The organism is Variovorax endophyticus, assembly GCF_025376855.1.
GTDB lineage: Bacteria > Pseudomonadota > Gammaproteobacteria > Burkholderiales > Burkholderiaceae_C > Variovorax.
This window is the reverse complement of sequence record NZ_JAHUTH010000006.1, coordinates 59,255-79,553: the sequence shown is the minus strand read 5'-3', so window position 1 is coordinate 79,553 and position 20,299 is coordinate 59,255. Positions and strand designations below refer to the sequence as shown.

The following is a 20,299-nucleotide window of genomic DNA, read 5'->3' as shown; positions in this document are numbered from 1 at the left end:
ATGCGCGCATCGATGCGATGCGACGCGCTACTCGCTGGCCGGGCGCGGCCGGCACCAGCCGTACCACACGCCCACCGCCACCGGGATGCCGAGCGTGATCCAGGCCAGCACATCGCCCAGGCCGCCATCGCTGAACAGCGCCGAGATCAGGCCGAAGATGGTGAGCAGGCCGAGGGCGATCGGCCAGCCCCAGAGGCGCCAGAAGCCGTGGTGCTGCGGATGCTTTGCGGTCATGGGCTCAGGCTTTCAATGCGGGCGCGGGATCGGCCTGCGGTGCGCCGCCCTCCTCGCGCCGCGGACGTTCGGCGGTCGCCCTGGAAGTCGCCGCGGGCACGGTGTTGCCGCGCTTGAGCCACAGGTACAGGCCGCTGCCCAGCACGATGATGGTCGCGATGTCGAGCAGCGCCCAGAGGATCTGCATCGGCATGCCGCCGTAGTCGCCGAAGTGCAGCGGCTGCGACACCAGCAGCGCCGTGAGGTACCAGGGCAGCTTCGGCGCCGCCGTGACCTGCGCGGTCTTCGCATCGACCAGCACCGGCTGCAGCAGCTTCGAGGTGAAGGGCTCCTTGCCCTGCAGGAAGAAAGTGGTGTGGTGCGGGCTCGAGAACGAGGTGCCCGGGAAGGCGATGAACGACAGCCGGTTGCCCGGTGCCTGCTGCATCGCCGCCTCGTAGGAGCGCTGCACCGAGCCGCGCTCGCTCACCGCGACCACGGGCTCGTTCTTGTAGGGCGCGAGCAGCGTGCTGAGCTGGTCGTACTGCCAGTACTTGATCACCAGGTCGGCCCAGGTGTTGATCATGCCGGTGGCGCCCACCACGAACAGCCACACCAGCGTGACGATGCCCAGCAGGTTGTGCAGGTCGAGCCACTTGAGGCGCGGGCGCTTCTCGCGGCGCACCGTGCCGAAGTCGAGCTTGCGCATGAACGGCGAATAGAGCACCACGCCCGAGACGATCGCGACCAGCAGCAGGAAGCCCATGAAGCCGAGGAACAGCTTGCCCGGCAGGCCCGCGAACAGGTCGACGTGCAGCTTGAACATCACGTACATGAAGCCCTCGTCGAACTTCGGCTGCGCGAGGATGGCACCGGTGCGGGCATCGACCGCGACCGACTTGAAGTCGTCGGTGGGCGCGGGCGTGGGCGTGAGCGTGACGAACCAGAGGCCGTCGTCATCCTCGGGCTGCGAGGCGAACTGCACCACGCGGTCGGGGTGCTGCGCGCGCGCCACCTCGAGCACGCGGTCGAGGCTCACGCGCGGCGTGTCCGCGGGCATCTTCGGCGCCTCGACCTCGGTGCCCAGCAGGTGGCCGATCTCGTGGTGGAAGATCAGCGGCAAGCCCGTCAGGCACAGCAGCAACATGAAGACCGTGCACACGAGGCTGCTCCACTTGTGCACCCAGGCCCAGGTCTTGATTTTTCGGCTGTTCATCGACATGGCGGAATTGTCCCCGAGGCTCGGCGTGGCGGCGGCTGCAAAAGCCTCAGAACTTGTAAGTCGCGGTGGCGACCACGTTGCGGCGCGTGCCGTACCAGCAGTCGCCGCGGGCCAGGCAGGTGCTGAAGTAGATCTTGTCGGTCACGTTGTTGATGTTGAGCGCATAGCGCCACTTGTCCGACTCGTAGGCCAGCATCAGGTCGAGCAGCGCCACCGACGGCACGCGCGGGCCCGCGCCCGTGCTTTCGATGTCGCGGAAGCCGCTCATGTAGCGCACGCCGGCGCCGGCCGAGAAGCCCGTGATGCCGCCGACGGCGAAGCGGTACTTGCCCCAGACCGACAGCTGGTTGCGCGGCGTGTCGGTGAGCTTGGGATCGACCTCGATGTAGGTGTAGTTGGCGATCAGGTCGAGGTCGCGCGCGAGCGTGGTCTTGAGCTCGAGCTCGAGGCCCTTGTTCTTGCTCGAATCGACCTGGCGGCCGTAGTTCGGATTGGTGCTGTCGGAGACGGTGCGGTTCTTTTCCTTGAGCGAGAAGACCGAGGCCGTGAAGCTGGTCGGCGAACCCATGGGCTGGTACTTGACGCCGGCCTCGACCTGCTCGCCGCGCAGCGGCTTGAACAGCCGGCCGTTGGCGTCCGTGCCGGCCTGCGGCGTGAACGACTCGGTGTAGCTCAGGTAGGGCGCCCAGCCCGAGGGCAGCGTGTACATCACGCCGAGCCGACGCGAGGTGGCGGTGGTGGTCTCCGAGGCACTGCCTTCGGTGCCGGCCGTGCTGCGGTCATGGCGCAGGCCCGCGACGAAGATCCAGTTGTCGAGCTTCATCTGGTCCTGCAGGTACACGCCGGCATTGCGCTGCGTGGTGCGGGGCTTCCAGCTCAGGTCGGTCACCGGCACGTAGCCCAGGCCGTAGACCGGGGCGTAGGCGTCGATGGCGCTGTAGGCCGAGCCTTCGTACTTGTCCTGGCGCTGGCGCGAGTACTCGGCGCCCACCAGCAGCGTGTGGCGCAGCGCGCCGGTGTCGAAGTGGCCCTCGACATGGTTGTCGATGCCCGTCATGCGGGTCCAGGTCAGCGACTTGTCGTTGATGCGGCCGATCACGCGCTGGCCGATCGGGTCCATGCCCCAGCCGCCGGGGATGGAGAAGAAGTCCGCATAGTGGTAGTGCGAGTCGTTGTAGGTGCGCGACATCCGGAAGTTCTGCCGGAACGACCAGTTGTCGTTGAACTGGTGCTCGAACAGCCAGCCGAAGGTCTTGCGCTCGGTGTCGTAGCCGTCGCCGGGCTCGCCGATGAAGCGGCTCACGGGCAGCTTGCCGTTGACGTTCGGCAGGATCGTGCCCTGCCACGGCAGGAACTGCGAGGTGCTGCCGGTCTTGTCCTTCTGGTAGAGGCCCTGCAGGGTCAGCGAGGTGGCGGCGCTCGGGCGCCAGGTCAGCGAGGGCATGACCAGCGTGCGGTCGTCGGGCACGTAGTCGACCTGCGTGTCGGACTTGCGCTGCAGCGCCACGAGGCGGTACGACCAGTCGCCGTCGGCCGTCAGCGGTCCGGTCAGGTCGGCCTGGATCTGCTTGCGGCCCCAGGAGCCGAACTGCACGCCCACTTCGCGCGCGGCCTGCGTCTGCGGCCGCTTGCTGACCATGTTGATCACGCCACCGGCCGTGCCGGCGCCGAACAGCATGCCCGACGGGCCGCGCAGCACCTCGAGGCGCTCGAGCGTGTAGGGGTCGGGCCGCGCGGTCGCGGTGTACCAGCCCGCGGAGAAGAGCTGCAGCCCGTCGAGGTAGACCGAGGCATCGCTGCCGCGCACCAGGAAGCTGTCGGAGCGCGAGTCCAGGCCGTAGGCATCGGAGCGCACGCCGGCCGCGTAAGTGAGCGCATCCTGCAGGTTGGTGGCGCCCTGGTCCAGGATCTGGTCGCGGGTCACGACCGTCACCGACTGCGGCGTCTCGGCCAGCGGCGTGTCGGTCTTGGTGGCGGTCGCCGCATTCCTCGCGCGGTAGCCGTTCACCGGCGTGGTCGCCGTTTCGGCCGGGGCCTCGACCCGGATTTCGGGCAGTGCCGTCGTGGCGGCCGTTTGCGCCAGCACCTGCTGGTTCGCGTAGATCGCGAGACACCCCATCAGCGCCAAACCGTTGCGCCGCGTCAACAAGACCGCCATTCCCACTCCGCTCCTCACAAGACATTAAGAATCATTCTCATTCTAGAACGAAGTAGTTCACATTTTTGACAATTCCGGGAGGGTGCAGGGGGCGCTGCGGAAGATGGCGATTCGTTGTTCCGGCGCAACGCAGCTGGCATCGGCACGCACCAGGCGCGGGATAGTCCCGTCAAGCTTCGCCTGCCGCCCCTGCAACATTCGCGTCCGCCGTCATGCACACCTCCCTCGCCTCCCGCTTCCCCGCCCTGCGCGGCGCCGCGGCATGGCTGCTCGCGCTGGCGGCCGCCTTCGTGCTCTCAGGCTGTGCCGGCCTGCCGCCACGGGCGGCCGACACGCCGGTGCTCGCCATCCCCGCTTCCAATGTCACCCTGCTCGGCCGCGCCGCCGCCCATCTCGATGCGCCGCGCGACGGGCTGTCGAGCGTGCGGCCGCTGATCGAGGCCTCGTTCGCGCTCGATGCCCGGCTCGAGCTGATCCGCCGCGCCCAGAGCTCGATCGACGTCCAGACCTACCAGCTCGGCAACGACAAGACCGGCCGCCTGCTGCTGCGCGAGCTGCGCGATGCCGCGCGCCGCGGCGTGCGCGTGCGGCTGCTGCTCGACGACTTCTATACCTCCGGCATGGATCCGCTGCTGCTCGGCCTGGCGGCCGAGTCGAACGCCTCGGTGCGGCTGTTCAACCCCTTCGTGAACGCGCGCGACCACTCGGCCACGCGCTGGATGGAGTTCCTCGGCGACTTCCGCCGGCTCAACCATCGCATGCACAACAAGCTGTTCGTGGCCGACGGCGCCATCGCCATCGCGGGCGGGCGCAACCTCGCCGACGAATACTTCCTGCGCAGCGAGGTCGCCAACTTCATCGACTTCGAACTGCTGATGGCCGGCCCGGTGGTGGCCGAATCGGCCGCGGTCTTCGACACCTACTGGAACAGCGACGTCGTCTATCCGATCGAGACCGTGGCCATCAACCACCGCACGCCGGCCGTGCTGAAGGCCGACTTCGAAACCGCCACCTCGTTGCGCTTCGCGCCCTGGCCCGACCCGCCGGGCGACAGCGACGTGCTCGGCGACCCGCCGCTCGGCCTGCAGCTGCTGAACATCACCACCCTGCAATGGATGCGCGCCGATGCGCACGCCACCGCCGACAGCCCGAACAAGGCGCTCGGCGTGATGCGGCATCCCACCGAATCGGTGGCGCAGCGCTTCCACGAACTGGCCGCCACCGCGCGCTCGAGCGTGCTCGTGATCTCGCCCTACTTCATCCCGGGCGACGAGGGCATGGCACGCATCCGCGAAGGCCGCCGGCGCGGCGTGCAGGTCAGCGTCATCACCAACTCGCTGGCCGACAGCGACGAGCCGCTGGTCAACATCAACTACAACCGCTACCGCGTCGACATGCTCAAGCTCGGCGTGGAGCTCTACGAGGTCAGCACCCAGCAGCTCAAGCGCAGCGGCCAGTTCCGCGACCTGCTGAAGAAGGCGCGCGGCCGGCTGCATGCCAAGCTCGCGCTGATCGACCGCGAATGGGTGATGCTGGGCTCGATGAACCTCGACCCGCGCTCGGCCCTGCTCAACACCGAGTTCGGCGTGCGCGTGCGCAGCTTCGACCTGACCCAGGCCCTGCTCTATGCCTACCAGCTCGACGACATCGAGGGCGTCTACCGCGTCGTGCTCAAGCCCGATGGCGAGAACGTGCAGTGGATCGGCACGGGGGACGTCAACAACGAGGTGCTCGACAGCGAGCCCGATTCGAGCATGCTGACGCGGCTGCAGCTGCTGCTGTTCTCGTGGTTCGTGCCGACGGACCAGCTCTAAGGATCGCCGGCGCGATCACCTGTACATGATCGTGAAGGTCGCGGTGCCATCCGCCCGCCCCGCCCCGATCTTGTCGCCGGTCTGGTAGTAGCGCGCCGTGAAGGGCACGATGTAAGAGCCGTCCTTCGACGGGCCGACCTCCGCGTCATCGCCGAACTTCACGGGCATCTGCTTGTCGTCGACGATCTGGATACCGACGCCCTGCGCCGTCAGTACGGTCCCGCTCGGGGTGATGCGCAGCACGCCTGGTTCGTTCGACGGGTCCTGCACGGCATCCATGCGCAGCAGCACCATGTTCTGGACGCCCAGTCCCGACTGGCAGTTGAGCTTGATGCTGAACTTGCGCTCGGCCGCGGTGCTGCCTTTGCCCCTGAAGTCGCCCTTGGCCACCTTGCCGAAATCCACCAGGATGTTGCGCGAGCCGGCGTCCACCGAACAGGTGGGTGTGATGATCGTGATGCCTTCCCCCAGCAGGAAGGTCGTGAGCACCGAGCGCTGGTCCGACCCCTGGGAGAAATACCGGGTGTAGGTGCCCTGCGCGAAGGGGCCGCTGCCCGTGCGGGCCGCGATCTTGAACAGCTCCACCTGAAAGGCCGAGCCCGGTTGGAACCATCCGAAATCGGAACTCGTGATTGTGTGCGGGTAGTAGGTGCTGGCTTGGGTCCCGCCGAAGAAGCGCGAGAGCCGGATGCCTACGCCGGGTACGTCGGTGGTGAAGACACTGTTGTAGCCGGGCACCGCCGTGCCCTGCAGCATCACGCCTCTCACGGTACCGCCGCCAGGGCAGGTCCAGGGTCTGTCGTTGCCAGTGAGGGTCAGCGGGAATATCTCGCGCCTGATCAGGCCGCCAACCGGGAGATCGTTCGGGATGTACACCCGACCCATCGACATGTTGACCGTCTTCTCGATGTAGCCTGGCACGACGTAGCACTCGGCCAGGGCACCGGACGACAGCGCGAACGCCGTCACGGCCACACCGAGGGAACGGCGCGCGGCCTTCATGGCATGGAATGGATGGCAGCGGTTCATTTGACCTCCTTCGGTTGCGCGCCTGTCGATCCGGCGGGCGCCTCGCACTGGCCGTTCAGTTCCCGGATGGGAGGCGGGTTGGGTTCCTCGGGCAGGCTGTAGACCACCGTGCAGCGGTCCTCCTCGCGCTGCCCCCATCGCACCGTGAGGCGCCCGCTCTGTTCAGCCCCCGTCACGAAGGCCTGTCCATCCGGACCCACGATGCCCATTTCCTGGCCCGCCTCGTTCTCGACCACCGAGCCGAAAGGCAGCGGCTCGCCCTTGCGGTCGCTCAGGGTCAGCATCAGCCGAAAACCCACGGCCGTTTCGAACTTCGCCAGGACCACCGCACCGCGCGTGGGGACGACCGCAATCGCCGCGTTCTTGACCTCCACGGTTTCGCCCAGGTCCTGGGTGCGCAGAGCCAGACGGTTCTCCCGATAGGGACTGACGTTGGCGATCACGGCATTTCCCGCCCAGTCGGTGGCGATCCCGGGGCGCGATTCGACGCCCACGCCGGAAGCCTTGGGGACCTGGACCAGTGCGATGGTGTCCCCCAGCGGCTGCGACAGGGTCACGCCACCGCCGTGCGCCAACAGGCCACCCGCCACGCCGAAGTTGGTCTGCCGGTAGCTGGAGCCCTGCGAATGGCTGAGGTCGAAGCGCCCCACCGGCGACAGATAGCTGGCGCTGGCACTGCCGGTCGATCCGGAGTCATCGACCCGATTGGCCGATACGCTGTAGCTGAGACGCGAATCCTCGAGCGCGGTGCCGAACACGCTGACCTGCTGGCTGGTGCGGCCCTTGCGCTCCTGCGTCATCGCATACTGGGCGCTGGCACCGGAGGCACCCAGCGGAATGCTCACGGTGAGCATGATCTGATTGCTGGGCTTGTTGCTTCGGTAGCTGCTGCTGCGGTTGTAGTAGATGCTGTAGCCGAACTGCTTGTAGTTCCCCGAGTACCCGATCTGCACCAGGCTGTCCTTGGCGCTGGTACCCCAGTAGCTCTGCTGGCGCGCCGAGGCGAACATGGAGCCCCAGTCGCCCAGCGACTGGGAGAGCTCCAGGCGCAGTTCATTGCGACGGTTGTTGAGACGCTCGCTCGGATCGAGGCCTTGCATGTCCGCGGCTTCCTGGAAAGTGCGGTAGCCGCTGGTGGAATAGCGATAACCCGCCACGCGAACGGTGGTCCCCGCATCGAAGGCCTTGGAGTAGAGGAAGCGCACCGACTGGCCGTTGTAGGTCCTGTCGACCAGCAGCGGCAGCGGCATGACGGCGCGCGCGGCCGACAGGTCGGCGGAAATGGCGCCGAAGGCGCGCATGTTCTTGCCCACGCCGGCCATCACCGACTGGTAGCGCCCGGAGGCGATGAACCCGCCGTAGACGCTGTAGTCGTTGCCAAGGCCGTGCGCCACCGTGGCCTGCACGAATGCCGGCTCGGCACGCGATCGCAGCGGCAGGCCCCATGGCGATTGCGCGATTCCGCCGGCGTAGGGAAAGTAGTCGTCACCGGGCGCGCGGCGGTACTTGCCGACCGTGGCGGAAAAGCGCCACGTGCCTTCGCGCAACAACGTGGGCACTGCGGAGAAGGCCTGGATGTACTTGATCTCGCGGCCATCCGCTTCCTTGACGATCACTTCCAGGTCGCCGCTCGACGCCGTGGGATAGAGGTCATCGATCACGAACGCACCGGGCGCCACGAAGGTGCTGTAGATCGTGTAGCCGTTCTGCCGCACCGTCACGCGCGCGTTGGTCTGCGCAATGCCGCGGATGGTGGGGGCATAGCCTTGCTGGCTATCGGGGAGCATGGCCTCGTCGGAGGCGAGTTGCACGCCACGGAACGGCATGCTGTCGAACATGTTGCCGGGCGTGTTGCCATCGCCGATCAGCAACTGGGCATTGAGCGAACTCAGATCGCGCTGGGCATAGGTGTTGACCGCCTGCCAGCGGGACTTGCCGTCCGTGCCGCGACTGTAGGTCGAGAAGTGGCGAAAGCGCCAGTCGCGGTAATTGAAGCCGCCGCGCAAGCCGACGAACAGGCTGTTGCGCCGAGGCTCTTCGTAGGGCTCGCGGAAGGGGTTGCCGTCGAACGCGCTGCGCGGTATGGCGAAGGGATCGGGCCCGCGACGGTAGTTGTCGCCGCCATGGCGCGAGAAGTTGATCTGGTAGTCGACCATGCCGGCCGTGATGCCCCGATCCCACTTGCCGGGATCGACGGCACCGCGCGCCGAGCGCTTCAGCGCCGCCTGCGGAATGCTGAGTGCCAGGTGCAGCTTGCCACTGTCGTAGCTGAAGGAGGCATCGGGAACAGCCGCGCCCAGATCAACGCAGGCCTCGTCCGCGAGCGTCGCCAGGGCGGGAAACACCGCCACGTTGACGCCCCACTCGTCGAGCATGCCGCGCGTGAGACAAGGCTCGGCGTCGTTCTTGCCCTCCTTGGCATCGAAGCGGATCGACATCTGCCCCACGCCTCGGCTGTTGACCGACACGTCCACGGTGTACTGACCCGGCAGTACACGATTGCCGAAGGCAAACAGCGACAGGTCGGCGCTCTGCTGGTTGCCGCCAACGCCGAGGAAGCTTTCGTTGAAGGTCGAGGCGGCGAATTGCTGCGCAAAGGCGGGGACGCCCATGGCACCGAGCGCGAGTGCGCACAGACTGAGGCGGAATGGCGCGCCTGCGCGCGTCCGCCGGACATACATGCACCGCATCGGCCTAGCGCTGTGCGCGGTTGATGGTGGAGGCTTCGGCCTTCGGCACCAGTTCGGGCGTCAAGGCCATGGGTTGAGCGCCTTCAGGCACCCTGACGAACTCCTCGGGCGTTTCGCTGCCGTAGTCGTTGATCGTCGTGAAGTTGATCTGAATGGCCTGCGGGCTCTTGAGGGTGCGGATCGGAAAGCTCAACTCTCCGAACGGCGGGACCATGCCCGCATCGAGCTCCTCCTGGTCCTTCTTCTCCTGGCCCTGACCCTTGTTGACCGTGAGTTTCAGCAAGGTGACGTGAAAGGCACTCGCATTGCCGACCTTGAGCACGGCGCCCTGACCCCCGGGCCCCTCGCTCACGGACCACTTGAGCAGGCCGCGCGCCTCCGCGGCCGAGCCCGGAAGATTGGAGGGCCTGTAGAACAGCTTGAGCCGGTTGCGTATCGCCACCTGGAGCACGTTCTCCTGGTTCGGCTTCTGGGGGATCTCCTTGACGTTGAGCCAGAACGCCGACTCGCGGTCCTTCGGCAATTCGCCGCCGACACGCATGATGCGCAAGAGATTTTCTTTGCCCGGATCGAGCCGGGACAGCGGCGGCGTGACGATCAGCGGGGTCTTGTTGTTGCCTTCGCCGGCGTCGACCCAAGCCTGGACCACATAGGGCAACGTACCGGTGTTCTTCATCGGAAGGGAAGTCTCGCGGTCCTTCTCGTTCAGGACCACGCGCGTGCCGGAGAGCATCACGCTCGCACCCGCCAGCGCCTGAAGCCCGAACATCACCAGGGCACCGAAGACCCACCGAATTCTTTGATTGCTGCACATATCTAGTCCCCTGCGCGAGCCACGCCCATCACGCGCACGCAAGCACCCCGACGCATCGACAACGACGCCTCGAAGAAAAAGCCGATAAAAGGAAATTCCGACGCGAAAGCTGCGCGGCCTTGCGCCGCCGAAAGCGCGTCGATGAAGGCATGGGGCCGCAAGGACCCCATGCCATCAAGCCCGATTAGTTGTAGGCAATCGAGAACTGCGCGGTACCGTCGGCCGGACCGGCGGTCAGGGCGTCCGTGGACGGCGCCGTCGGCGTCACCGGGAAGAAGGACACGTAGCGCGCCTGGAACTTCAGGTTGTTGTCACCCGCACCCAGGATGTATTCGGACGAGGCCGCGCCCAGGGGGATCTTCAGGCCATTCGCATCGCCGATCTCGATGCCGACGCCCTTGGCGGCTTCGACGGTCGAGCCGGAGTTGTTGACCTTCAGCAGGCCTTCGGCCGCGGCGATGTTGCCGGGGACGCCGGCGCCGGAGAAGGTCACCTTGGCCTTGTTGGTACCGGCGGGGCAGTCGCGCAGGTTGATGGTGAACTTGGCCGCGGTGGAGCCCGTTCCCACTGCGGGGAAGGCGTTCTTCGACACCTTGCCGAGAGGCACGGTCATGTTCACGCTCTCAGGCGCCACCGAGCAGATGCTGTCGGTGATTTCGCCCGTGAAGTTGACCGTGCCGTCGGCGGCCATCGCGGCTTGCGACAGGGCACCGACAGCGGCGACTACTGCGAGCTTGGTGAATGCATTCTTCAGCATTGGATTCCTTAATAAAAGTAGATACTAATAATTAGCCTGCACATCTTCTGCAGACCAATGAAATCCTATCCAGCAATGCAATAGAAACACATCCCACAAAACAATATGATCCGGCAACGTGATTAACTATCCTTCATATTAGCGACCAATGGTTAATTTGAAATAGTGAATTTATTTTTATCATTCAATTTAACTAGGATTTATTAGCGATCGACGCGAGAAGTCTCGAAATTCAAGGCAGAAGGCGAACGGAAACGACGCGCGTGCGCAGCCGCCTACTGATGCGTCAGCGTGATGGTCGCGGTCCCGTTGGCAATGCCCGGCTTCAACTCGCCACCGGTGCGCATGTAGCGCGCGACGAAGGGCACGGCATAGGTGAAGTCTTTCGACTCACCCACCCTCATCGCCTTGCCGAACTCCACGGGTCGGCGCTGGGCGTCGAGCACCTGGATGCCGACGCCGCTGGCCGTGGTTCCCGCCGAGCCGGCTTCGTTGATCCCCAGCACGCCGGGCAGCGTGGTCGCGTTCGTGGGGTCCATGGTCATCGATACGGTGGACTGCACGGAGCCCGGTGCCGCCTGGCAAGCGACCTCGATGTTGAACGGCGTATCGCGTGCAACGGTTCCGATGCCACCGGTGAGATCGCGGATCGGCACGCGGCCCATCGGAACGAGGAGCTTGCGCGATGGCTCGGTCACGGTGCACGAAGGTGCGACGATCTTTCCACCGTTGAGGATGATCCGGAAATAGTAGTCCTGCGGCTTGTTGGCGACGATCGCATGTCCATAGAGTCCGGGCGTCAACAGCCCGTTGCCGACGCGTTTCGCCGTCTTGATCAGGTCGAAGTTGAACTGGACCCAGCCGCGGTAGTTCGAGGTGGTGGCGCCAGGCGTCGTGCCCTCGACCGAGAACTCGAACGGAAGCGCGCCCGTGGCGCTCTCCCGCCCCCCCATGACCTGCACCCGGTATCCGACCCCCGGTACATTGGTGGAATAGATTCTTTCCCACATGGAGGTGTTGCTCACGAGCGCCCCCTGGGTTCCTCTCAGTTGAACCGTCAACGACTGGCCGAAGTTGCAGTTGGCGATCCAGGCGTTTCTGAGAGCACCTTGCCGATGTGCCAGAACCGTTCCTACAGGCTGGTTGTTGTCCACGACCACCTGGCCGAAGTCGAAGCTGAATTCGCCGATTCGTATGCCGCTCGAATAGAAACATTCCTCCGCTTGCGCCGCGGTCGCCGCCATGGCGACAGCAGTCCAGAGCGTCAACACGCGGATCTTTCTCGCCATCGTTCTGATTGACATGTCTTCTCTACTTCACGAAACGTGGGAGTTCGGGCACGCATTGCCCCTGTGGCAATCCGCCTGAACGGACGAAGGACACGATCTCATCGACGGCCCTTGAGCGAGACGGCCTGCGCCTCGTCGGTGCACCGGCCCGCGAACTGGCGAACGGGCAAGGGACTGGCCTCTTCGGGCAGGCTGTACGACACCGCGCATTGGTTCGCCGAACGCTGACCCCAGCGCACCGCGAGGCGGCCGTTCTGGCCCGCGCCGGTCACATAGGCCCGGCCCTCGGGGCCGACGATGCCGACCTCCTGGCCGGCATCGTTCTCGATGCGCGCACCGAAGGGCAGCGGCTGTCCACGGCCGTCGGTGAGCGTCAGCATCAGCCGGTAGCCCACCGAGGTCTCGAAGGTCGTCAGCACCACCGCGCCGCGCGTCGGCACGAGTTCGGTGGCGGCGGACTTCACTTCCGTCGTGTCCCCCAGGTCCTGCGTGCGCACCGCCACGCGGTTGAGCCGGTAGGGGCTGAGGTTCGGGATGACGGCACTGCCCGAGCCATCGGTCACCACGCCCGGACGCGCGTCGAAACCGACCCCGCCGGCCTTGGGCACCTGCACCAGCGCGACCGTCTCGCCCAGGGGCTGCGACAGCGTGATGCCGCCACCATGCACCAGCAGCCCGCCCGCCATGCCGAAGGTGGTCTGGCGGAAGCCCCGGCCCTGCGAGTGGCCGAGGTCGAAGCGGCCGAAAGGCGCGAGATAGCTGCCCCCCACGCTGCCGCCGGCGCCCTGCTCGCTCGCATGGCTGGCGCTCACGCTGTAGCTGAGGCGGCGATCCTCCAGGGCCGCGCCGTACAGGCTCACCTGCTGGCTGGTGTTTCCCTCGCGATCGCGCGAGACCGCGTACTGCGCGCTGGCCGCGGAAGTGCCGAGCGGAATGCTCAGCGTGAACATGAGCTGGCTCGTGGCACGGCGGTCCTGGTAGGCGCTGCGGTTGTAGAAGACGCTGTAGCTGAACTGCTTGTAGCTGCCCGACCAGCCCAGCTGCACCAGCCGGTCCTTGAAGGAGGTTCCCCAATAGCTCTGCTGGCGCGCGGAGGCGAAGAGCGAGCCCCAGTCGCCGACCTTCTGCGCGAGCTCGAAACGCAGCTCGTTGCGCCGACTGTGGAGGCGCTCGGACGGCGACAGCGCCTGCATGTCCACGGCTTCCTGGAAGGTGCGGTAGCCGCTGGTGGAATAGCGGTAGCCCGCGACGCGAAAGTTGGTGCCGCTGTCGACGAAGGACTTCGCGTAGAGGAAACGCAGCGACTGGCCGCTCTGGCGCTCCTTCCCGCCGAGCGCGAACGCCATCGGCGTGCCGGCCGGATCGGTCGACAGGCCGCGCGGCGCCGTGGTGCTGGCGGTCGAGAGGTCGAGCGACAGCGCGCCGAAGCTGCGCATGTTCTTGCCCACGCCGGCCAGCATCGACTGGTAGCGGCTCGAGGCCATGAAGCCGCCGTAGACCGTGTAGTCGTTGCCCAGGCCGCGCGCCAGGGTCGCCTGCACGAAGACCGGCTCGATGCGCGCGCCTTGTTCCCGCAGCCACGGTGCCAGCAGCGTGCCGGCACCGCCCTGGCGCATGTCGCCGATGTAGCTGCTGCTGTAGCCGAAGGCGCTGCGGTACTTGCCCACCGTGGCGCCGTAGCGCCAGGTGCCTTCGCGCAGCAGCGTCGGCACCGCCGAGAAGGCCTGTATGTATCGGCTTTCGCGCCCGTCGGCTTCGGTGACCGTGACTTCGAGGTCTCCGCCGGAGTCCGTGGGATAGAGGTCGTCGATCACGAACGGCCCCGGCGCGACGAAGGTGCTGTAGACGACATAGCCGCTCTGGCGCACCGTGACGCGCGCGTTCGTCTGCGCGATGCCGCGGATGGTGGGGGCGTAGCCTTGCTGGCTGTCGGACAGCATGGCCTCGTCGGTGCCGATCTGCACGCCGCGAAACGGCACGCTGTCGAAGAAGTTGCCGGGCGTGTTGCCGTCGCCGATCTGCAGTTGCCCCTGGATCGAAGGCAGGTCGCGCTGCAACGTGGTGGTGACGGCCTGCCAGCGGCCGCGGCCGTCGGTGTCGCGGTTGTAGGTCGAGTAGTGGCGCAGGCGCCAGTCGCCGATGTTGAAGCCGCCGCGCAGGCCCGCGAACAGCGTGTTGCGCTGGGCATCCTGGCGCCCGCGGTCGAGGAAAGGATTGGCGTCGAAGAGGCTCGGCGAGTTCGCGAAGAGGTTCGGCCGCTCGCGCTGGTTGTCGCCGCCGTGGCGCGCGAAGTTCAGCTGGTAGTCGAGCATGGCGGCGGTGATGCCTCTGTCCCAGCGCGCCGGTTCGACCGCGCCGCGCGCCGCGCGCTTGAGCGCCGCCTGCGGAATGCCGAGCGACAGCGCGAGCTGGCCCGCGTCGTAGCTTACGGTCGCTTCGGGGATGCTGGCCGGCAGGTCCACGCAGACATCGTCGGCCGCGCCGGCCAGCGCGGGGAAGGCCTCCACGTTGACACCCCACCCGCCCAGCATGCCGCGCGTGAGGCAGGCCACGGCATCGGTCTTGCCCGGCACGTCGTCGAAACGGATGGTGCTGCGGCCAACGGCCCGCCCGTTGACCGTCACGTCGACGGCATAGGTGCCGGGCAGCACTCGATTGCCGAAGGCGAAGATCGAGAGATCGGCGCGCGGTTGCTTGCCGCCGCCGATGCCGAGGAATTCTTCCTCGAAACGCGAACCGGCGACCTGCTGCGCCAACGCAGGAATGCCGAGGCTCGCGATGACCGTCGCGCACAGCGTGCGACGGAACGGCGCGGCGCGCAGGATGCGGCGCATGACCTCAGCGCGCGGCATCGCTGGTGGATGGCGTATCGACGACCTCGGGCGTCAAGGCCACGGGCTCGACGGCCACGGGCACGCGCACGCGTTCCTCGGGCGTTTCGCCACCGTAGTCGTTGATCGTGGTGAATCGGATCTCGATCGGTTGTGGCGTCTTCATGGCATCGAGCGGAAAGCTCGACTCCGCGAGCGGCGCGACCATGACGGCCCGGATCACCTGCTGGCCGGCGTTGACGGTCAAGCCGGTGAAGGTCACGTGATAGACCGTGGGATTGCGGATCTTCAGCACCGCCCCCTGGTCCGGCGCACCGGCAGCGACGCTCCAGCGCAGCTGCGTGCGCGCATCCGCCGGCTGGCCCGACAGCGCGGCGGGACGATAGAACAGCTTGATGCGGGTACGCACCGCGATCTGCAGCACATTCTCTTCCTGCGTCTTCTCGGGAATCTCCTTGACGTTGAGCCAGTACACCGATTCGCGGTCGCGCGGCAATTCACCGGGCATCCGCAGGATGCGCAGGATGTTTTCCTTGCCGGGATCGAGCCGCGACAGCGGCGGCGTGACCAGCAGCGGCACGTCGGTCAGGCCCTCGCCCGCATCGACCCAGGCCTGGATGACATAGGGCGAGCCGCCGGTATTGCGCATGGGGATCGAGGCCTCGCGCTCTTTCTCGCCGAGGATCACGCGCGTACCGCTGAGCGATACCGCCGCATCGGCGTGCCATGAAATGCCCAGTCCCAATGCCATGGCCAGGGCCCAACCGAATGTCTGCTTGCTGCACATAGGAGTTTTCGGGCGCACGCGCCCCATGCGGCGGTACGCCGCCGTACGAAACATGAAGAAAAAGGAAAGCGAAGAGGAGCGCCACCTCGAGGCGGCGCCAACGGCCGGTGGCTGCGAGAGCCGCGGCCGCGGATCACCCGAACTTAGTTGTAGGCGACGGTGAACTGGGCCATGCCGTTGGCCGGGCCGACCGTGACCGAATCCTTGGTCGCGAGGTAGTTCGCTTTGAATTGCAGCGAGTTGGTGCCGTTGCCCAGGATGTAGCTGGGAGATGCCACGCCCAGCTTGATCGGATTGCCAGCCGAATCCTTCAACTGAATCGCCACGCCCGTTGCGGCCGCCACCGTCTGCCCTGAATTGGCAATGGCCAGGTTGGTGCCATCGGCGGTGCCGGAGAACGTGACCTGCGCATTCTTGGCCGAGGCGGTGTCGCAGTTGAGCAGATCGATGGTGAAGTCGACCGGCGTGGAAGTGCTGCCGAGACCGGTGAGCGTCCGGCTCACGATCTTGCCGAGTTGCACGGTCTTGTTCTGGCTGCCGGGCGCCACCGAGCAGGTGGCGTCGATGATTTCGCCCTGGAAATTGATGGTGCCGTCATAGGCCATCGCGGCTTGCGAGAGAACGCCGACAGCGGCGAATGCGCAGAGTTTGGAGAGGGGATGCTTGAGCATTGGATTCCTTGATTTCAATCGATGAGAGCCCGCTCGATGGCGGCAGGCCCTGCGAGACAAACATCGCCGGCTGCCGCGGGAACGCGGAAAGCCCGGAGATGAATTGATATTCCTTGGTTGATTTCTTGACTACGAGTTTTCGATCAGCGATCTCCCATTGAGTTGAATTGAGCATGAATCCCGCATGGCTTGACGTCGATTCAGACGATTGAGTCGCGATGACGAAGCCCCGTGGCTCGCGTCACGGACGACCATCGGCCACGCTGCCCACCCACGTCGACGGCAGCGAAGGCCTCGCCAGGCCGGCAACTAGGGCGATGGGTTCAGGGCGACCAGGCGGTACCCGACTCCGTAGATCGTCAACAGCCTGATACCCTTCTCCGGGCCCAGTCCCAGCTTGCGGCGCACACGCGTCACGTGCACGTCGAGCACCCGCGAACCGGGGCTGCTGGGCCGATCGAACAACCGCTCCTCGATCTCCGTGCGGGCGACGACCTTGCCGAGGTTCTGGAACAGGATGCAGGCGACCTCGAATTCGCGCGGCTGCAAGCGCACTTCCACGCCATCGACCAACACCACGCGCGCCGCTCGCTTGAAATGAAAACTGCCCCAGATCAGGTCTTCCTCGGCAGACGGCACGTGCCCCCCTTGCCTGCGCGTGTGGAGCAATCGCAACCGCATCGCCAGTTCGGCGCCATCCACCGGCGCCGTGGCGAATTCGATCCGCTCGCCATTCAGCGAGTCCTCGTCGAAGGTGGCCGCGAGTTCCAGGGCATCGCGCGACACGACGACCAGGATGGGCAGCTTCACCATGGTCCGAAGATTCGCCCAGCGCCGCTGGCTCCATCCCTTGTCGGCACATGCGATCAGCGCGTCGTAGTGACGGCCCGAGGACATCGACTCCCACAAGGTCTGCACCGAATCGAAGGCAGCCGAGGCAAAGCCCTGCGAGTCGAGCGCGCTGCGCAGGGTGCCGCGATTGCGCTCGTCGCCGAAGACCAGCGCCAGCGAGGAAATGGACCTGGAAAGGCCCTGCCCGGTGTTGGTGGCGGGACTCATGCGCAGACTCCGAAGGCCGGTGTTTCCGGCTCGAAGCTCGGGACCGCCTGGGCGACGAAGCGCCTGACGCTTTCACCGACGATGTCGAGATCCATGTCCGGCTCGCGAGCGACGCGCAGCACCACGCCTTCGACGAAGCACTGCAAGGCAAACACCCGGCCGCGCACCTCGGCCTCGGGCAGCGCCTTGCAGGCCTGGCGCATGCGGGCCTGCAACAGCGCGACGAGCGCATGACGCTCGAGCGCCAGAGCTTCGGCCGTTGCGCCGGCCACGCGCGCCCTGCGAGTACCTTCGGCGACCGCCTCCAGCACGAAGGCGGCATTCGTTGCCCCCGTTGCGCGCCAACTGCGCAGCCGCTCGCAGACGAACGCCGCCACGGTCTCGGGCCGCAGATCCGGCAAGTCGCCGAGGCCCATGCCCTGCAGGCGCTCCAGCAAGGCCAGCACGATGTCGTCCTTGGTCTCGAAGTGAAGGCGAATCTCGGAAGGGCTCATGCCGACCGCGTCGCAGATATGCACCATGGAGACGGGCCGGATGCCGCGCTCCGCGAAGCACGCACTCGCGGCCAGGAGAATGCGATCGCGGACCGTACCCTCCCGTACCGCGCCAGCCGCCTGCAATTTGTTTCCCTGCAATTGAATCCTTTCGGCCCACTTCTTCGTAAACACAATCCGCGCCACGAAAAGAGAGTGAACATTCAGTTTTTGTTAGGTTACTCCAGTCTTCGCGCAACCACGACACTGCTGACCAGATTCCTAGGGACAAGTGTCATATTTCCCCGGAAAGGAGGAACTAGTTCTCGCCCACCCCTCGGCAAGATCAGTCGATTGTCAGCAAACAGCGGCCTTCTTCGGGGAAAACGAATGCAACCGCAAACAGCAGAAACAAGGGCGCCAGCGCCGCGAAAGCTTGCCTCTCAGATCATGAAAAATGAATGAGCATTTATACTTTCTTTACTCCATGAGCGCCGACGTAAGCTCCCCAGCCAGCCGACACCACACCTCAAGGAAATTCACGCGTGAATAACAAGATCAAGCGCTCGTCTCCCAGCAGCGAACAGCGGGCCGAGTTGCAGAAGCTGAGGATCCTGAAGGCCGCGAGAACCTGCTTCATCCAGGACGGGCTGCATGCGGGCACCATCGCCCGCATCAGCGAGACCGCGCAGATGAGCCCGGGGCTGATCTACCGCTACTTCTCGAGCCGGGAGGAGATCGTTCTCGGCCTCATGCGCCTGCAGGTCAAGGCCGGCTTCGGCCCGGGCATCGCCGGACTGACGCCGAAGGTGGTGACGGCCCGCATCTGCGAATACCTGCGCCGGTGGCTCGCGGGCGACCCCGATGTTCCAAGCCCGCCGCTGATCCTGGAAATGAGCGCGGAAAGCACGCGCAACGAGGCGATCGCCAAGCACATCGTCGACGCCGACAAGGAAGCCAGGGCGTCGCTGATCGCCTGGCTGACGGACCTCTCCGTCCAAGCCGGGGAGACAGTGAGCGAGAAGGAGATCCAGATCCGCGCCATGGCCCTCGGCTGCTTCATCGACGGCCTGGTGCTTCGCGCGGCGCGCGAGCCCGACCTCGACATGGAGATCGTCGAGAAGAGCATGGACAGCCTCATGGCCATGGTGGCCCCTTCGCCGCCACGCAAGGCGACCTGAGGGCAGCCGGGTCCCGGCGACGCGCGCTCCCCGTGATAAAGTCCGCCGCAGCGTGACTGCCACGCTCGGCCCCGGGGACGACTCCAGGGCGCGATCGCCGCCCCGGGGACGACCCTGCACTTCCTGTGAAGTTCAACCATGGTCCATCCTCGCAGCGCGCAGCCCCTCACCGCCGCCACCTCCTCCGTCCCACCGCAGACCTGGCTGCTGCTGATAGCAGCCTGGGCCGTCGTCGGCGCGTTCACCGTCTTCGGCGCCGGCTGGCTCGGCCCCTCGATGACACCGGTCACCGCGGGCATCGCGTTCGCGGCGCTGTTCGTCACGATCCTGGCCGCGTCCTTCGGCGTGGTGAAGGAAGCCGACCATCTCGCGCATGCGCTGGGCGAGCCCTACGGCACCCTGATCCTGACGCTGTCGATCGTGCTGATCGAGGTGGTGCTGATCGCCTCCGTGCTGCTGGGGCCGGGCGACTTCCCCACCATCGGCCGCGACTCGATCTTCGCCGTCATGATGATCATCATGAACCTCGTGATGGGCCTGTGCCTGATCGCGGGCCACGGCCGCAACGGCCATCAGCGCTACAACGCGCAGGGCACCGCCTCGTACCTGTCGATGGTGGTGCTGCTCGCCAGCATCGCGCTGGTGCTGCCGAAGTATCTGAGCGGCGCGGGTGAGTTCACACGCGTCCAGGCCATCGGCATCTCGGCCATCACCGCCGTGGTCTATGCGGTCTTCCTCGGCCTGCAGATGCGCAGCCACCGCAAGCTCTACATGGAGCCCGCGCCGGGCGGCGATGCCGACCCGGCCCGCCATGCCGTCGGCCTGCTGCCCCAGCCCGCGCGGACAGACACGAAGTTCCTCGTGCTGCGCTCGGCCCTGCTGATCGCGCTGATTCTGCCGATCGTGCTGCTCGCCCACCATCTCGCGGTGGTCACCGACTACGGCATCGCGGCGGCGGGCGCGCCCACCGCCCTGGGCGGTGTCCTGATCGCCATCATCGTGTTCACGCCCGAGTCCATCACGGCCGTGAAGGCCGCGATGAACAACGAGATGCAGCGCGCCATCAACCTGTGCCTCGGTGCCTTCGTCTCCACCGTGGGACTGACGGTGCCGGCCGTGCTCGTGATCGGCCTCGTGACCGGCAAGCAGGTGATCATGGGCATCTCGAACACGGAGACGGTGCTCTACATCGCCACCGTGGCGCTGGGCATGCTGAGCTTCAACGGCCAGAAGACCTCGGCGGTCCAGGGCTGGATGCACCTGGCGCTGTTCGCGATCTTCGGGCTGCTCCTCTTCAGTCCCTGAGCCGAG

At 66.2% G+C, this 20,299-nt stretch carries 16 protein-coding genes; 3 read left to right on the top strand and 13 right to left on the bottom strand.

What is annotated here, in order from left to right:
• Positions 1 to 27: 27 nt before the first annotated feature.
• The 3 genes from KV106_RS09725 to KV106_RS09715 are packed head-to-tail and all read right to left on the bottom strand — an operon-like array spanning position 28 to position 3,593.
• Positions 28 to 234, bottom strand: a complete 207-nt coding sequence (locus KV106_RS09725) for a hypothetical protein (RefSeq protein WP_261209750.1) — start codon at positions 232 to 234, stop codon at positions 28 to 30.
• Between the two features lie 4 nt (positions 235 to 238).
• Entirely contained in the window at positions 239 to 1,429 is a 1,191-nt protein-coding gene (locus KV106_RS09720) for a PepSY-associated TM helix domain-containing protein (protein ID WP_261209748.1), read from the bottom strand.
• 52 nt (positions 1,430 to 1,481) lie between these two features.
• Positions 1,482 to 3,593 (bottom strand): TonB-dependent siderophore receptor, encoded by a 2,112-nt coding sequence (locus KV106_RS09715; protein ID WP_261209746.1) that lies wholly within the window; start codon positions 3,591 to 3,593, stop codon positions 1,482 to 1,484.
• Between the two features lie 212 nt (positions 3,594 to 3,805).
• Between KV106_RS09715 and KV106_RS09710 the strand changes: the two genes are divergently transcribed.
• The gene (locus KV106_RS09710; RefSeq protein WP_261209744.1) at positions 3,806 to 5,407 is read left to right on the top strand and encodes a phospholipase D-like domain-containing protein; all 1,602 of its coding nucleotides are present in this window, start codon (positions 3,806 to 3,808) and stop codon (positions 5,405 to 5,407) included.
• Positions 5,408 to 5,422: 15 nt separating this feature from the next.
• Here the strand turns inward: KV106_RS09710 and KV106_RS09705 are convergent, their stop codons facing one another.
• The 10 genes from KV106_RS09705 to KV106_RS09660 all read right to left on the bottom strand — a co-directional run bounded on the left by KV106_RS09705 (position 5,423) and on the right by KV106_RS09660 (position 18,002).
• Complete coding sequence (locus tag KV106_RS09705; protein WP_261209742.1) at positions 5,423 to 6,436, bottom strand: fimbrial protein; 1,014 nt, start codon at positions 6,434 to 6,436, stop codon at positions 5,423 to 5,425.
• Positions 6,433 to 9,048 carry a fimbria/pilus outer membrane usher protein gene (locus KV106_RS09700; protein WP_261209740.1) on the bottom strand — a complete coding sequence of 872 codons (2,616 nt, stop codon included), beginning with the start codon at positions 9,046 to 9,048 and terminating at the stop codon, positions 6,433 to 6,435. The genes KV106_RS09705 and KV106_RS09700 overlap by 4 nt, the downstream gene beginning before the upstream one ends.
• Before the next feature lie 82 nt (positions 9,049 to 9,130).
• Complete coding sequence (locus KV106_RS09695; RefSeq protein WP_261209738.1) at positions 9,131 to 9,895, bottom strand: fimbrial biogenesis chaperone; 765 nt, start codon at positions 9,893 to 9,895, stop codon at positions 9,131 to 9,133.
• A gap of 229 nt (positions 9,896 to 10,124) precedes the next feature.
• Entirely contained in the window at positions 10,125 to 10,631 is a 507-nt protein-coding gene (locus tag KV106_RS09690) for a fimbrial protein (RefSeq protein WP_261209736.1), read from the bottom strand.
• Positions 10,632 to 10,972: 341 nt separating this feature from the next.
• The gene (locus tag KV106_RS09685; RefSeq protein ID WP_261209734.1) at positions 10,973 to 12,001 is read right to left on the bottom strand and encodes a fimbrial protein; all 1,029 of its coding nucleotides are present in this window, start codon (positions 11,999 to 12,001) and stop codon (positions 10,973 to 10,975) included.
• A gap of 83 nt (positions 12,002 to 12,084) precedes the next feature.
• Positions 12,085 to 14,838 (bottom strand): fimbria/pilus outer membrane usher protein, encoded by a 2,754-nt coding sequence (locus KV106_RS09680; protein WP_261209732.1) that lies wholly within the window; start codon positions 14,836 to 14,838, stop codon positions 12,085 to 12,087.
• Positions 14,825 to 15,568 (bottom strand): fimbrial biogenesis chaperone, encoded by a 744-nt coding sequence (locus tag KV106_RS09675; RefSeq protein ID WP_261209729.1) that lies wholly within the window; start codon positions 15,566 to 15,568, stop codon positions 14,825 to 14,827. The genes KV106_RS09680 and KV106_RS09675 overlap by 14 nt, the downstream gene beginning before the upstream one ends.
• Before the next feature lie 179 nt (positions 15,569 to 15,747).
• On the bottom strand, positions 15,748 to 16,275 hold the full coding sequence (locus tag KV106_RS09670) for a fimbrial protein (RefSeq protein ID WP_261209728.1): 528 nt from the start codon (positions 16,273 to 16,275) through the stop codon (positions 15,748 to 15,750).
• Positions 16,276 to 16,584: 309 nt separating this feature from the next.
• Positions 16,585 to 17,334 carry a winged helix-turn-helix transcriptional regulator gene (locus tag KV106_RS09665; RefSeq protein ID WP_261209726.1) on the bottom strand — a complete coding sequence of 250 codons (750 nt, stop codon included), beginning with the start codon at positions 17,332 to 17,334 and terminating at the stop codon, positions 16,585 to 16,587.
• Positions 17,331 to 18,002, bottom strand: coding sequence for a TetR/AcrR family transcriptional regulator (locus tag KV106_RS09660; protein WP_261209724.1), 672 nt, complete (start codon positions 18,000 to 18,002; stop codon positions 17,331 to 17,333). Before KV106_RS09660 ends, KV106_RS09665 begins: the two co-directional genes overlap by 4 nt.
• A gap of 350 nt (positions 18,003 to 18,352) precedes the next feature.
• Here KV106_RS09660 and KV106_RS09655 point away from each other — a divergent pair, with 350 nt between their 5' ends.
• Both KV106_RS09655 and KV106_RS09650 read left to right on the top strand, forming a co-directional pair.
• The gene (locus tag KV106_RS09655) at positions 18,353 to 18,988 is read left to right on the top strand and encodes a TetR/AcrR family transcriptional regulator (protein WP_261209722.1); all 636 of its coding nucleotides are present in this window, start codon (positions 18,353 to 18,355) and stop codon (positions 18,986 to 18,988) included.
• A 138-nt stretch (positions 18,989 to 19,126) separates the two neighbouring features.
• Positions 19,127 to 20,293, top strand: a complete 1,167-nt coding sequence (locus KV106_RS09650) for a calcium:cation antiporter (protein WP_261209720.1) — start codon at positions 19,127 to 19,129, stop codon at positions 20,291 to 20,293.
• Positions 20,294 to 20,299 lie beyond the last annotated feature (6 nt).

What these genes read in the sequence shown, in the direction of transcription:
- KV106_RS09680 (WP_261209732.1), bottom strand. Translation starts at nt 14,838, where the DNA reads ATGCCGCGCGCTGAGGTCATGCGCCGCATCCTGCGCGCCGCGCCGTTC.
- KV106_RS09695 (WP_261209738.1), bottom strand. Translation starts at nt 9,895, where the DNA reads ATGTTCGGGCTTCAGGCGCTGGCGGGTGCGAGCGTGATGCTCTCCGGC.
- KV106_RS09650 (WP_261209720.1), top strand. Translation starts at nt 19,127, where the DNA reads ATGGTCCATCCTCGCAGCGCGCAGCCCCTCACCGCCGCCACCTCCTCC.
- KV106_RS09715 (WP_261209746.1), bottom strand. Translation starts at nt 3,593, where the DNA reads ATGGCGGTCTTGTTGACGCGGCGCAACGGTTTGGCGCTGATGGGGTGT.
- KV106_RS09725 (WP_261209750.1), bottom strand. Translation starts at nt 234, where the DNA reads ATGACCGCAAAGCATCCGCAGCACCACGGCTTCTGGCGCCTCTGGGGC.
- KV106_RS09700 (WP_261209740.1), bottom strand. Translation starts at nt 9,048, where the DNA reads ATGGGCGTCCCCGCCTTTGCGCAGCAATTCGCCGCCTCGACCTTCAAC.
- KV106_RS09685 (WP_261209734.1), bottom strand. Translation starts at nt 12,001, where the DNA reads ATGTCAATCAGAACGATGGCGAGAAAGATCCGCGTGTTGACGCTCTGG.
- KV106_RS09690 (WP_261209736.1), bottom strand. Translation starts at nt 10,631, where the DNA reads ATGGCCGCCGACGGCACGGTCAACTTCACGGGCGAAATCACCGACAGC.
- KV106_RS09710 (WP_261209744.1), top strand. Translation starts at nt 3,806, where the DNA reads ATGCACACCTCCCTCGCCTCCCGCTTCCCCGCCCTGCGCGGCGCCGCG.
- KV106_RS09665 (WP_261209726.1), bottom strand. Translation starts at nt 17,334, where the DNA reads ATGAGTCCCGCCACCAACACCGGGCAGGGCCTTTCCAGGTCCATTTCC.
- KV106_RS09670 (WP_261209728.1), bottom strand. Translation starts at nt 16,275, where the DNA reads ATGCTCAAGCATCCCCTCTCCAAACTCTGCGCATTCGCCGCTGTCGGC.
- KV106_RS09720 (WP_261209748.1), bottom strand. Translation starts at nt 1,429, where the DNA reads ATGAACAGCCGAAAAATCAAGACCTGGGCCTGGGTGCACAAGTGGAGC.
- KV106_RS09675 (WP_261209729.1), bottom strand. Translation starts at nt 15,568, where the DNA reads ATGGCATTGGGACTGGGCATTTCATGGCACGCCGATGCGGCGGTATCG.
- KV106_RS09705 (WP_261209742.1), bottom strand. Translation starts at nt 6,436, where the DNA reads ATGAACCGCTGCCATCCATTCCATGCCATGAAGGCCGCGCGCCGTTCC.